Origin of the sequence: Pelagimonas phthalicica (assembly GCF_004364805.1) — a bacterium.
Classification (GTDB): Bacteria; Pseudomonadota; Alphaproteobacteria; order Rhodobacterales; family Rhodobacteraceae; genus Pelagimonas; species Pelagimonas phthalicica.
This window is the reverse complement of the sequence record NZ_SOAP01000002.1, coordinates 1,204,766-1,216,571: the sequence shown is the minus strand read 5'-3', so window position 1 is coordinate 1,216,571 and position 11,806 is coordinate 1,204,766. Positions and strand designations below refer to the sequence as shown.

Annotated in this window: 15 protein-coding genes and 1 tRNA gene; 10 read left to right on the top strand and 6 right to left on the bottom strand. The window is 55.4% G+C overall.

Annotated elements, in window-relative coordinates; all coding sequences use genetic code 11:
- The first annotated feature begins 2 nt into the window (after positions 1–2).
- The 9 genes from CLV87_RS16080 (at position 3) to CLV87_RS16040 (ending at position 5,614) form a co-directional block, all read left to right on the top strand.
- The gene (locus CLV87_RS16080; RefSeq protein WP_099246997.1) at positions 3–707 is read left to right on the top strand and encodes a hypothetical protein; all 705 of its coding nucleotides are present in this window, start codon (positions 3–5) and stop codon (positions 705–707) included.
- Between the two features lie 14 nt (positions 708–721).
- A complete protein-coding gene (locus CLV87_RS16075) occupies positions 722–1,123 on the top strand; it encodes a hypothetical protein (RefSeq protein ID WP_099246995.1) in 402 nt (133 codons plus the stop codon).
- 10 nt (positions 1,124–1,133) lie between these two features.
- Positions 1,134–1,502: a DUF1353 domain-containing protein gene (locus CLV87_RS16070; RefSeq protein ID WP_099246993.1), complete on the top strand. Its 369-nt coding sequence runs from the start codon at positions 1,134–1,136 to the stop codon at positions 1,500–1,502.
- Between the two features lie 55 nt (positions 1,503–1,557).
- The gene (locus CLV87_RS16065) at positions 1,558–2,298 is read left to right on the top strand and encodes a DNA adenine methylase (protein WP_099246991.1); all 741 of its coding nucleotides are present in this window, start codon (positions 1,558–1,560) and stop codon (positions 2,296–2,298) included.
- Between the two features lie 101 nt (positions 2,299–2,399).
- Positions 2,400–2,594: a hypothetical protein gene (locus CLV87_RS16060; protein ID WP_133840807.1), complete on the top strand. Its 195-nt coding sequence runs from the start codon at positions 2,400–2,402 to the stop codon at positions 2,592–2,594.
- Positions 2,584–4,101 (top strand): hypothetical protein, encoded by a 1,518-nt coding sequence (locus CLV87_RS16055; RefSeq protein ID WP_133840806.1) that lies wholly within the window; start codon positions 2,584–2,586, stop codon positions 4,099–4,101. Before CLV87_RS16060 ends, CLV87_RS16055 begins: the two co-directional genes overlap by 11 nt.
- Before the next feature lie 134 nt (positions 4,102–4,235).
- Entirely contained in the window at positions 4,236–5,075 is an 840-nt protein-coding gene (locus CLV87_RS16050) for a DNA adenine methylase (RefSeq protein WP_235871949.1), read from the top strand.
- Positions 5,076–5,144: 69 nt separating this feature from the next.
- On the top strand, positions 5,145–5,330 hold the full coding sequence (locus CLV87_RS16045; RefSeq protein ID WP_099246985.1) for a DUF6900 domain-containing protein: 186 nt from the start codon (positions 5,145–5,147) through the stop codon (positions 5,328–5,330).
- Positions 5,331–5,401: 71 nt separating this feature from the next.
- Positions 5,402–5,614: a hypothetical protein gene (locus CLV87_RS16040; protein WP_099246983.1), complete on the top strand. Its 213-nt coding sequence runs from the start codon at positions 5,402–5,404 to the stop codon at positions 5,612–5,614.
- A 210-nt stretch (positions 5,615–5,824) separates the two neighbouring features.
- Here the strand turns inward: CLV87_RS16040 and CLV87_RS16035 are convergent.
- A tRNA-Phe gene (locus CLV87_RS16035) sits at positions 5,825–5,899 on the bottom strand.
- A gap of 147 nt (positions 5,900–6,046) precedes the next feature.
- Here CLV87_RS16035 and mnmH point away from each other — a divergent pair.
- The gene (gene mnmH / locus CLV87_RS16030) at positions 6,047–7,105 is read left to right on the top strand and encodes a tRNA 2-selenouridine(34) synthase MnmH (protein WP_099246981.1); all 1,059 of its coding nucleotides are present in this window, start codon (positions 6,047–6,049) and stop codon (positions 7,103–7,105) included.
- Here mnmH and selD read toward each other — a convergent pair.
- The 5 genes from selD to CLV87_RS16005 form a co-directional block, all read right to left on the bottom strand.
- A complete protein-coding gene (gene selD / locus CLV87_RS16025) occupies positions 7,078–9,246 on the bottom strand; it encodes a selenide, water dikinase SelD (protein ID WP_099246979.1) in 2,169 nt (722 codons plus the stop codon). The two genes, mnmH and selD, sit on opposite strands and share 28 nt — an antisense overlap.
- A 92-nt stretch (positions 9,247–9,338) precedes the next feature.
- Positions 9,339–9,872, bottom strand: coding sequence for a chemotaxis protein CheD (locus CLV87_RS16020; RefSeq protein WP_099246977.1), 534 nt, complete (start codon positions 9,870–9,872; stop codon positions 9,339–9,341).
- Positions 9,869–10,978 carry a CheB methylesterase domain-containing protein gene (locus tag CLV87_RS16015; RefSeq protein ID WP_099246975.1) on the bottom strand — a complete coding sequence of 370 codons (1,110 nt, stop codon included), beginning with the start codon at positions 10,976–10,978 and terminating at the stop codon, positions 9,869–9,871. Before CLV87_RS16015 ends, CLV87_RS16020 begins: the two co-directional genes overlap by 4 nt.
- A gap of 77 nt (positions 10,979–11,055) precedes the next feature.
- Positions 11,056–11,334, bottom strand: a complete 279-nt coding sequence (locus tag CLV87_RS16010) for a retrotransposon gag family protein (protein ID WP_133840805.1) — start codon at positions 11,332–11,334, stop codon at positions 11,056–11,058.
- An 80-nt stretch (positions 11,335–11,414) separates the two neighbouring features.
- Complete coding sequence (locus CLV87_RS16005; protein ID WP_099246971.1) at positions 11,415–11,801, bottom strand: response regulator; 387 nt, start codon at positions 11,799–11,801, stop codon at positions 11,415–11,417.
- Positions 11,802–11,806 lie beyond the last annotated feature (5 nt).

Sequence of the window (11,806 nt, the reverse complement as noted above, 5' to 3'; positions counted from 1 at the left end):
ACATGTCGAACCAAATCACAGAAATGCTGGCGGCGCTGAGCGCGCTGCATGGCGATATTGCAGGCAAAATCCCCCAGATTGACGCGCGCTTGCAAGCCATCCTTTCCAGCTTGAGCGGGGCCATGGGCCGGAAGGTGTTTGTGGACGCGGCCACTGGTGATGATGTTGACGGTCTTGGGACCGAAGAAAGCCCGGTTCCGTCTCTGGATGGGGCGGCAAAGTTCATGATCCCCGGCGGCTATTACTATGTGTCGCTCATGACTGACCTGGTGGTTGACAGCTATGTCGCAATTCCCGCCGCGTCCTTGACCTTGGCATCCTCTGAAATTGGCGTGAAGCGCCGCTTGTCCTGGGCACCGGAAATCGACGCAATTGACACCCGCGCGCCAACTATCACTTCGACCGGGCGCAATTGCACAATTCTGTGCCGCGACCTGCGCCTGGCCACAACGCAAGTCTCAGCCCATGTCACGCCGCGCGGTATGTTCTATGGCCGCACCAATATGTTCGTTGATCTGTTTGATTGCGAAATGGAAGTGCCAGCGGGCGCAAACCACGCCTTCTTGAGCGGCAACGCGCTTTATGCCTTCTGGCTGAACGCCGTAACCGTCCCGGCTGAAATGGCTGGCCTGTGGGTTGACGGCTACGCGGCAGGCACAGACCCGGCAACCGTTGGTCGTCTTCTGGCCGCAAACACCACCCTCTAGAACCGGAGAAACCAATGTTTGATTTTAAGACGCCCAATGGCGCGATCTTGCGCAACGCCACTGTTGAGGCGGCGCGTACAAATGGCGTTTCAGAAGATGAAATCGCCGTGGTTCTGAAAGCCGAGCGTAAGCGTTTGGTCAGCGAGGAATGTCGCCGCCGGATTTACGCGCATGCGTCGGCTGAGGCTCAAACCAATATGGGGCTGGCCGTGGGCGTAATTGGTGCCAAGACCGCGTCCAATCGTACCGATGCGGAAGTTGCAATCTTGGCCGGAGCCACAGCCGCACTTGGCTGGGTTCAAGCCATGCGCGCGGCCAATGCGGCGTTGATTGAGAATGCGGAGGCTGATTTTCTGGATGATGCCGCCTGGCCTGAAATCCCTGCCGAAGCGGCGCAAGTCGCCGCCAGTTTCTAAGGGGGCAAGAATGCCTGATCTGTCATGGTGCAAAAAGGGCGGCGCGCGTGGTTATGTGACCGCGCAGCCCGTGCCTTGGCAGATCGGAAAGAAGGATAGCGGGTGGGAGCTACTGGTACCCGCTGGCCGCGAATTTGAAAGCTCTGTCCCGCGCCAATTGGGGTGGCTGTTTTCGCCGGATGATCCCTATTTTTTGAAAGCGGCCTGCATCCACGACTATCTTATTGAGTGCGGGTATCGCCGGGCCTTTGCGGACAGTCAGTGGTTTGAAGCGGCGCTGAGTGAGCAAGCCCCGGAGCTGCGCGCACGCCTGGCTTATTTGGCCATGCGCTTGCGTCTTTTCGCCATTTGGGCCGTCGGCCGGAAACGCCGGAAATGACGATGGCCGATTCCGCCAACTTCCCTTTTGACGATGCCAGCTCGGGTGAAATGTCATGACCTATTCGGGGGGCAAAAACGGGGCGGGCATTTTCCAGCGCATCATCAATCAGATGCCGCCTCACAGCACCTATATTGAGGCGTTTTTAGGCTCTGGCGCAGTGTTGCGGCGCAAGGCAATGGCCGAGCGAAACATTGGCATAGACCCCAGCAACAAGGCGCATAGTCTTTGCCTGGCGGAATGGCCCCATGCGCACCTTGATTTGAACCTGTTTGAAGGCTCTGCCCTGGACCTTTTGCCGACACTCGAAACGCTGGTTTCCAAGGCGCGATTGATCGACCAGCCCGATACCCTGATTTATGCCGATCCGCCCTATGTCATGGAGACCCGCAAGGGGGGCGATCTATATGATTTTGAGCTGACAGATGATGACCATATCCGGCTCTTGGAAATCCTCACATCCGCGCGCTGCATGGTGATGATTTCCGGCTATCGCTCGGGTCTTTATGACGAGGCTTTGGCCGGGTGGCGGCGCATTGATTACATGGCCAACACACGCCAAGGGATGGCCGCAGAAAGCCTTTGGCTGAACTTCCCAGAGCCAAGTGCTTTGCACGATTATCGCTATCTCGGGGATGACTATCGCCAGCGTGAACGCATCAAGCGAAAACGCGAGCGATGGGCCGGTAAATTCGCCAAGATGGACCGTCTTGAACGCCTGGCCGTTATGTCCGCATTAACTGAGGTGGCCGGACCCGTGTCCGCCTCCGTTCCCGCCAAAAATGACGATGTTTGAATCACGCATCGCTACGATTGACGGGGAAGGGTTTCAGCATGCCGACACAGGCAATACCGTTAGGTGAAAATTGGCAAGAGGTCGGGCAAGGACCCGCCCTTGTGGAAACGAAACGCGGCAATAATGTACGGGTTCATTTTGGCAACGCCGCGCCCGCCCCAGATACCAAAGCTTATCACGACATGTTTGACGCCGCGTCGATTGGCTATGGCGGCACAGAGCGCATCTACGCCCGGTCGCACAACGGACAGCCATCCATTATTGTCACTCCTGCGGGGGGTGAACATGAGCCGTGATAGAATGGTCCCAGCCCCAATAAGCGAACAAAGCGGGCCTCATACTCATCAGATCGCCGAGGTTGTTGGGCTGTCGGATGCCCTAGCCGCTGCCGGAGCGGGTGTTGAGGCTTATGTTGACCCGGACACGGGCGATGATGCCACAGGCACGCCTTATAAAACGGTTGCCGCCGCACTGGCGTCAGGACCGAAGGTGCTTTGGCTGCGCTGTTCTTCGACCCCTATTTGCCACGCTGGCCTGTCGATTTCCAACATCGAAATTCGCGCCTGGAAAGAACCCGGTGACGCGGGAATTCGCCCCAAGCTTTGGGCGCTGACCAACCATCAATCGGGTGATTTTTCCGCCTCAAGTGCAGGCGCTGGTATCTACTTTCTGAGCCTTGCCGTTGACCCGAACGCGGTTTGGGAGCTGGACGCAAACGGAGGGCTGTTGCGCTTCGGCGAGGCTTGGTCTGCGGAAAACGACCCGCGCAAACCCTTTGCGCGGGCCAGTGTTGATTTGGCCGATGTTCGGGCGGAGGCCGGGCGCTGGTTTTTTGGGAATGGACCAGAGGGGCAAGGTCTCTATTTGCGGCCCGCAAACGACGTTTTCCCAGCCCTTGGATTTGAGTTGCCGAGCGCCAATACAGGGGTTGAGGCAACTGGGCTGGTGAGCCTGTTCGGTTTGGAAATTTGCGGCGGTCGCGACACGGTTTTGCAGGCGTCTTACTGCCTGGGGCTGGATCAGGATTGCTATATCGGTCACTCAGGCAGTGCGGACGCTTTGGACCTTATGGTGCAGGCCCGGTGGCACAGCTTGCGTTCTCAGTTTTCCGACGCAGGCGATGATGCGATCAACACTAACGGCAACGGAGCGGCGTATTCCGCGTTGCATTGTCTTTATACGCTCAACGTCGGAGACGGAGTTGCCCCTCATGGTGTTGGCAATGATGTGCGTTTGACGTCTTGCACCATGTGCGAAAACGGAAAATATGGCTTCGTTTCGATTGGAACGGGTTACTTCTATCTGCAAGGTTGCACGATGGTCCGAAACTTCGTTTCCGGCATGCGGTTTCAGTTGGGCGATCACACGGAACAAACCACCGTCGAAATGCTCAATTGCGAGGCAAACAAAGCCAAAATCCGAGCCAATGACCCGACCACGGTTTCTGTGAAGGCAACGAATTTCCGGGGGGGGATGGAGTTGCAGGCAAACGCCACGGTTTTTGGTTTTTGGTCCTCGGGAAATCAGCGCGGGTTTCGGGTTTATGGTGGCACGGTTGAACTGCGCGATTTCAAAATCACCGATAGCGGATTTGCAGGCGTCGAACAGGCAGGTGGCGATCTGACTTTGATCGGCGGAGCTGTCCTGAGGGGGGCAAATGGGTTCGTAAAATCTGGTGGCACAACCACCATCCATCCCAATTCCGTCAACATCCCAGATGCAGGCATCGGTGCGCCGCAAGGGCGTCATTTGGGTCTTGATGCGACGCCGCTGGCCGCATTGGTCAGCCTGCCACAAATTTGATCCCCGATTGGGGAGGTCACAGGGCGCAGCAACGCCCTGCAACACGGGGCCAAAATCTCACTCTCAACCCCGCCGACCAAAGAAGCCTTATGGCCGCTCCCACCCTGATCAGGGTGCGGTCCAAAGACACGAAAATGACGATGATTGAAAGCGAAAACTTGACGCCGGTGGACCCGGTATTGCCGGTCGCGCCTTACCTTGGTGGGAAACGCAATCTGGCCAAACGCATCACGGCAATTCTGGACGGCATCGAGCACAAGACCTATGCCGAGCCATTTGTGGGCATGGGTGGGATATTCCTGCGCCGCAAAATGCGCCCGCGCGCCGAAGTGATCAACGACTACAGCCAAGAAGTCAGTAACCTGTTTCGGATATTGCAGCGCCTTTATCCGCAATTCCTACAGCTCTTGCGGTTTCAGATCACCACGCGGGCTGAATTCAACCGCTTGGCGGACACAGATCCGGCCACGCTCACCGACATCGAGCGCGCGGCCCGGTTTCTTTACATGCAACGCACTGCCTTTGGCGGGAAGGTTTCTGGGAAAAACTTTGGGGTCAGCAAGGACCGGCCCGGGCGCTTTAATTTGGTGACGCTTGAGCCAATGCTTGAGGACCTGCATGCCCGCCTGTCAGGTGTAGTGATCGAATGTCTCGACTATTGTGAATTCCTTGCCCGCTACGATGGCCCGGACACACTGTTCTATCTGGACCCGCCTTATTGGGGCTGTGAAGATGATTACGGCAAAGACATGTTCGACCGAAATGAGTTCGTCCGCATGGCCCATCAGCTCAAAGGCATCAAGGGGCGTTTCCTCATGTCGATTAATGACGTTCCCGAAATCCGCGAGACCTTTGGTGCGTTTGAGCTGACGCCGGTTTCAACGACCTATTCTATTGCCAAGGCTGGAGAAGCACGGGGCGCGCGGGGGGAGTTGTTGGTGAGCAATTTCATTCTCGAAATGCACATGAAATAGCAATCCTGGAGGACTTCAAAGGGGCCGGTGTCCGCCTATCTCTGGTGCACAAAAATTGGAGAAGAAAAAATGGAACAGTTGATAGCTGAAATTGCGGAGAAACACTTGCGCCTTGAAACTTTGGAAGAACAAAAGTCAGACCGTTTGGACTTCAAGGAACACGCGGTGTGGAACATCAAAGCCGCTTTGGAAGCCGCCTATGCCGCTGGCGCAGCAAGTACCAAGCTTGAGGCTGTGACCCGTCAGGGAAAGTGAATTCAATTTGTCTGTCCGTGCAGGTGCTCGGGCAGGCAAATTCGCCCAAGAAAGTGTCGCGGAGGATTGAAATGAGTGACGCCGCCCCGTTTTCCCAAAAGTACCAGATCATTGTTTGCCCCAGGTGCAATGGTTCCGGTGTCGAGGATCGCCGCAGTGTCTACGATGGTGTGACCACTGTGCGGCGATGCCAAACCTGCGGAGGCGCGCGTGTGGTTGAGGAGCGAACGGTTGTGACGATCAGCAAGGTTGAAAAGGTCAAAGCTGGCGACGATTGGCGCTGAGAAAACGGTCAGAAGCGTTAAAAATCCAGATTTCGTGTCTCAAAGGTAGCGCTGATCTGTCTCAAAGCTGCCGCCGAGCCACAGATGCGTGCCCCACATGAGACGGGAATCCCTTGTCCAGACTGGCCGATTCCAGCTGAACGCGGGATTACACTACATCTAATGAAATCAAGCCTTTAGGGGCGGAAGTCCGTATGTATTTTGGACAAATGGTGCCCGGGGGCGGAATCGAACCACCGACACGAGGATTTTCAATCCACTGCTCTACCCCTGAGCTACCCGGGCACGGGTGAAGGTCTGTCCTTCGGGTGAGGGGCGGTCTAAACGAGCTGTCATGGAGTGTCCAGAGGCTTTTTGAAGAAAATTCCGCCTTCGCCAAACAATTTTTGATTTTCCTTTGCAGTGTAGTGCTTGGCAGCTAAACCGGGACTTATGGGGTTGGAACTAAAGACATTGCAGGCGTTCCTTGATCATTCCTTTGATCAGGTCATTGACGTGCGCAGTCCGGCGGAATTTGCCGAAGATCATGTGCCGGGGGCGATCAATTTGCCGGTTCTGGATGACGCTGAGCGGGCGGAGGTCGGAACCATCTACAAACAGCAAAGCCCCTTCAAGGCGCGCAAACTTGGGGCTGCTTTGGTGTTTCGCAATGCGGCGGCTCATATCGAGGAAACCCTGTCGGTGAACGAGGGCGGATGGCGGCCCTTGGTATATTGTTGGCGGGGTGGGCAGCGTTCTGGCTCTTTTACCTGGATGTTGCGCGAGATTGGCTGGCCGGCGGAGATTGTTCAGGGTGGTTATCGCTCCTACCGCCGTTTGGTCACGCATTACCTCTATGAGGGGGCGTTGCCATTCAAGCTTGTCCAGTTGGGGGGGCACACCGGGACCGCCAAAACCGAGGTCTTGTTGCGGGCGCGAAAATTGGGCGCGCAAGTTCTGGATTTAGAGGATCTCGCACAGCATCGCGGCTCACTATTGGGAGCGAGGGCCGGGGGGCAACCAAGCCAAAAGATGTTTGAGACCAGGTTGGTCCAAGCCCTGGCGCACCTGTCGCCAGACAAACCCGTTCTGGTCGAGGCGGAAAGCAGTAAGATCGGTGTACTGAATTTGCCGCCTGCGTTGTGGGGGGCGATGAAAGCGGCGCCCTGGATCGAGCTTTCGGCCGCAGTTCAGGCGCGATCACGCTATTTGTCTCAGGCCTATTCTGACGTTTTGGCTGACAGCGTCGCCTTGAAGGAACGGTTGCAACCGCTGCGTTTCCATCGCGGACATGACCTTGTTGACCGCTGGGAGGCTCTCATTCAGGCCGGTGAGAAACAGGCGCTGTGTCAGTCTTTGGCGACAGACCATTATGATCCGGCCTATGACAAATGCATGAAAGCCTTTGCCCCACAAGTTCTAAGCAAGATTGAATTGGCTGAGCTCAACGATTCTGAGATGGACATCGCGGCTGAAAGGGTTGCTCAGGTGCTTTCGGAAATAGAAATGTGACCGATCTGATCGGTCATTTCTCCAATAATTGCAGCCTCATAGCCCTCCGCACGCAACCGCTCTAACGTTTCTTCGGCGTTTACAGGGATAGCCGCCAACAAACCGCCCGCTGTTTGCGGATCAAACATCAAATCGGCGCGCGCGCTGTGAGGGGCCTTAGGCAAAATCTCTCTGTTCTGTGGGAAAAGCGTCGATTTGATGCCTTGCTCGGACAGAACCAGCGCACCGTCCAGTAGCGGGACCTTGTCCAACCAAAGCGTCGCGCCGCAATTGGAATTTTGGCAAATATTCATCAAATGTCCCACCAGTCCAAAGCCGGTAACATCTGTCATGGCACTGGCTTGGCACAGGATCTGGCTGGCCTTGGCCTGCGAGATCTGCATGTGAGCCATGGCGTTGCTCACCCATGCACCTTTCGCCAAGCCTTGCATGTCTGCTGCCATAATCACGCCGCTGCCCACTGGCTTGGTCAAGATCAAGTGATGCCCCGGCTGTGCCCCGGACAGAGTTATGGGGGGCGTGTTGCACAGGCCGGTGATGCCGAAACCGATTGTCGTTTCCGCGCCAAAAGAGCTGTGCCCGCCAACGATCGCCGCCCCGGCCTCGGCCATGCAGGCGTGGGCCGTTTGCATGATTTCGCGCAGTGTTCTTTCGGCCAAAAGCTCTGACAGCCTAGGAAGGATGAGAGTGGCGGTGGCAGCCTGTGGCAGGGCCCCCATGGCCCAGATATCCCCCAAAGCGTGATTGGCGGCGATCCGTGTCATGGTCACCGGGTCTTCGACAAGGGCGCGCAGGTGGTCTGTTGTCATAACTTGCTTGACCCCGCCGGTTTGGATCAGGGCCGCGTCATCGCCGGGTAAAGGGGTTACATCCTGACGCGTTGTGGCAGGCAAGGTTTGTAACGAACGGGCCAAGGCGGATTGCCCGATCTTGGACCCACAACCGCCGCACATGGGTTTGTCCCCCAAGACCTCCGCCGCACCAAGAGCTCTGGGAGAGGGCAGTTTCTCGGGCTTTGCAACAGGAAGATCGCGGAATTTTGCCATAAAGGATTGATCGATATGGTTCTTGAGTTTCCAGATCGAGGGCCCTTGAAATACCATGCCGAACCGTTCGCCAAGGGCAGCTTTGCCCCCTAAAGAAATGAGTTTGAGGTAATCCGTTTGCGGGGAATAGAGGACCAGATCACCGCGGCCAGCCAACTGGCGGCGCAGGTTTTCATAAAGCACCGGTGCCTGACGCACGGCGTAGACACCTGCCTTGGGGCGAGGGGTGGCTGTCATATGGGCACAATCGCCGGTGGCAAAGATCTCGGGGTGGGAGCTTTGCAAGGTGGGGGAGATGGCAATGAAACCCTCATGTAAATCCAAGCCGGTTTGGGTCAGCCAATCCTGAGCTCTGGCTCCGGCGGCACCACAGATGAATTCTGCCGGAACAAACTCTTTGTTTTGCAGGGTGATCCCAGATCCAGTGATCTCTTGAACGTGGCTGTGCTCATGCAAATGGACGGAAAAATCACTCAGTCGCGCCAGTAGTTTCGTTTTCGAGGCACTGCGTAGACCTTCGAGTACAGATTTTCTTTCAATGAGATGAATTTTGGCGGCCCGCCCGTGTGATTTGAGAGCATGGGCCAAGGCCAGTGTGATCTCTACGCCTGCAACACCGCCGCCAATTAAAGCTACCGCGGCGGGACCGGATTTGGACAGGTAATTTTGCCAAGCTTGCGCAAATGGCCCCAGCGGTTTTGCAGGAATGGCGAAGTCAGTGAAGCCTTTGAGGTCGGGCAGGTCACTGGTGATGCCGATGTCAACTGAGGCTGTGTCAAAGGCGATATCTGGCCGCCCCGAAACCTTGATGCATTTGCGTTGGATGTCGATGCCAGTAGCCTTGCCCAGAATGAGCCGAGCGCCGGCCAGTCGAGCAAGCCGAACGAGATCTATGTCCAGCTCTTCGCGGCTGTAATGCCCCGCCAGAAAACCGGGTAACATGCCAGAATAAGGCGCGGTCGGGGCCGGATTGATAACGGTCAATCGCGCGCCTGGTAGTGGCTGCATAGCCCATTTACGCAACACCAATGCATGCGTATGTCCGCCCCCAACAAGCACGAGATCTTTGGAATAGGGGAGGGTGGGGGACTTCATGAGATGCTCCTTCTCAGGTTGGCATATCATGCAAAGCGCCGCCATCCCATGAGGCAGATGGGCAGCTTTGATCAAACCCTTAGGGGATGTGATCAGAAAAGCGTGATATCGTCAGCCACGGGGGGAGCAGCGGGAACAGGTTTCGGAGGTTCGACCCGTGCGGCGTCGCTGCTGACCAATAACTGTTTGACCTTTCCGGTAGTTGGCCAAAACCTTATCCGGCGAGCTTGTGTTCCCCCTGTGCTTTCGGCCAGGCATGGAATGCCTTCGTCTGCAAGGAACTGCCGCGCAAATTTTGTGTTGGAGTTACCAATGTCTTGAAGTGAACCAATCATTTTTCCGCCGCCAAAAACTTTGGCCTGCAAACGGCTTCTGTCCGCCCCTTGTTTCAGAAGCCCATTGATCAGCAATTCCATGGCATAGGCACCATAGCGCACATTTTCACCCTCAGCCCCATCTCGATTTGGCAAAAGGAAATGGTTCATACCCCCAATGCCCCTTTGCGGATCCGACAAGCAAACAGCAATACAAGAGCCCAAAACTGTGGTTAAGACGGCTTCTGGGTCTTCAGAAATCGTGTAGTCGCCTTGAATGACGTTCACCAGTTTTTCTCGTTGAAAAGTCATGAAAGCACCTTTCTGGGCTGTAAGCCACTGCTTTGAGGGCCTTTAAGCAAAGCGGGTCCGATTTTATCGATGGGCAGCACTGCCGTTGCTGCTCCGTTTTCAATGGCGGCTCTGGGCATGCCAAAGACAACTGAACTTGCTTCATCTTGTGCAAAAGTCCGGGCACCTGCCTTGCGCAGTTGCAGCAGCCCGTCGGCACCGTCCTTACCCATACCCGTCAGTAATGCGGCAGAAATTCTTTCTGCCCATCGAAGACCGGATTTGAATAGCATATCGACCGAAGGAAGATGGCCGGACACCGGATCGCCGATCATTGAAAACGATCGGGCGGGGGCATCGTTTTGCAGGATTAAATGGGCCTTATTTCCCGCGCCAATCGTTATCTGTCCTCTTTCCAAAGTGGCTTCGCCATTGCTGAGGGCAATTCGGGGTTTGCATTGCCGATCCAGTAACCCGGCAAGGCTTTCTCCGAAACCAGCTCCGGTGTGTTGGACAATCAAAGTTGGAGGACAATCATGTGGGAAACTCCCCAAAACGGTCAGCAACGCATCGACACCGCCGGTACTCGCTCCGATCAAGATTATCGGGGTGTTTTGGGTAGTTATCCGGTCAGGCAGCGCGGTTGAAGGGGCTTGTTTCAGCTTCGGCCCAGGTGCGCTGGATGTCGTGGGATCTGCTACGGGTTTGCGGTTCCTAAGGCTGCGTTCTCGTGAGATGGGTGACAAGCTGTGGCGTCCGTGGCGTGTCAGGCTTCTGAGTTGTCCTTCAATCACTGCCGCGCTTGAATTTCCTGGAATCGAAAACAAGTCGGATCCAGGATTGATAGATGACTTGGAACGATGCGATGCGCCAAGGCTGGTTAATACCAGCCATCTCACGTCAAGCGTCGCAAACAGCGCCCGCATTACTTCAAATTCTGGCAGGCTAGCCAGAGGTTCCGATATCAAGACGACGTTCGGTACTTTTTCCTCGACATGCGTGTAAGTGTTCATCAGATCACCCGTTTTCGCAATGACGACAAAATCCTTCAGCCCATTCACCAAAGTCGCAATTTGATTTCGCTGCGCCAGGCTTGTTGTTGCGACAATAACCGTATTTGTAGACACGCAACGTCCTTTTTTGATTGGTGAAAGCTGGGCACAGCTAAGATGCCTTAGGGTGATTTACCGTTGGTAAAGACGCGTCAGAGAAATAGCTCAGCATGTCCGGAAGGGCCTGCATCTGCAGCCATCCCCTTTAACCTTGCAGCCATTTCTCTAAGAGGCACGACTTTGACGGCTTCAGCAATCGGAACTTCTCCACCTTTGTCGGCCAGTTCAGTCAGCCGCTCCAAGTAATCCGCCAAGGCACCAACAGATTGTTGCAGGACATCCAATTCCTGCAGCATTCCAATGGTTTGTGTGCTTGGAACATTTCCGGCCTCCATGAAAACAGCTTCGAGCCCATGTTCAACGCGTTCCAAGCGTTCTCGCAGACCGTTCAATTCGGTCGCGACTCTGACAGTCGCGATCCGAATAGGGAGAGAGTCATCCGACGCAGATGTCATAGGCGTCCCACCACGCTTTCAATGCATTGCTTCATTGACGCCGCAGTGAACGGTTTCTTGATCATATTATTCAGACCAAGCCTTTTGGCCTCATTAACAATTTCGGGCGTAGGACGACCGGTCACAAGAATAAAACCGATCTTTTGCGTCGGTGGACTGCTTCGGACAGCCTTCAAAAGGCCGAGCCCGTCTAAACCCGGCATATTATAGTCAGACAAAACCAGATGAACTGGATTTGACGACAATCTGTCCAGTGCTTTTTTTCCATCATTTTCGGTGATGTAATTTTTGACACCGATGTCGTCCAATGCTTGCGTAATCAAGCCTCGGCTGGTGGCCATATCATCTACGACCATTACTCTCAGAGATTCTTTCAAGCCCATTTTGC

Bases quoted from the DNA above. Each gene is read 5' to 3' on its own strand.
- CLV87_RS16005 (WP_099246971.1), bottom strand. From the start codon at position 11,801: ATGGGCTTGAAAGAATCTCTGAGAGTAATGGTCGTAGATGATATGGCC.
- CLV87_RS16070 (WP_099246993.1), top strand. From the start codon at position 1,134: ATGCCTGATCTGTCATGGTGCAAAAAGGGCGGCGCGCGTGGTTATGTG.
- CLV87_RS16040 (WP_099246983.1), top strand. From the start codon at position 5,402: ATGAGTGACGCCGCCCCGTTTTCCCAAAAGTACCAGATCATTGTTTGC.
- CLV87_RS16080 (WP_099246997.1), top strand. From the start codon at position 3: ATGTCGAACCAAATCACAGAAATGCTGGCGGCGCTGAGCGCGCTGCAT.
- CLV87_RS16020 (WP_099246977.1), bottom strand. From the start codon at position 9,872: ATGACTTTTCAACGAGAAAAACTGGTGAACGTCATTCAAGGCGACTAC.
- selD (WP_099246979.1), bottom strand. From the start codon at position 9,246: ATGAAGTCCCCCACCCTCCCCTATTCCAAAGATCTCGTGCTTGTTGGG.
- mnmH (WP_099246981.1), top strand. From the start codon at position 6,047: ATGGGGTTGGAACTAAAGACATTGCAGGCGTTCCTTGATCATTCCTTT.
- CLV87_RS16055 (WP_133840806.1), top strand. From the start codon at position 2,584: ATGAGCCGTGATAGAATGGTCCCAGCCCCAATAAGCGAACAAAGCGGG.
- CLV87_RS16045 (WP_099246985.1), top strand. From the start codon at position 5,145: ATGGAACAGTTGATAGCTGAAATTGCGGAGAAACACTTGCGCCTTGAA.
- CLV87_RS16075 (WP_099246995.1), top strand. From the start codon at position 722: ATGTTTGATTTTAAGACGCCCAATGGCGCGATCTTGCGCAACGCCACT.
- CLV87_RS16050 (WP_235871949.1), top strand. From the start codon at position 4,236: ATGACGATGATTGAAAGCGAAAACTTGACGCCGGTGGACCCGGTATTG.
- CLV87_RS16065 (WP_099246991.1), top strand. From the start codon at position 1,558: ATGACCTATTCGGGGGGCAAAAACGGGGCGGGCATTTTCCAGCGCATC.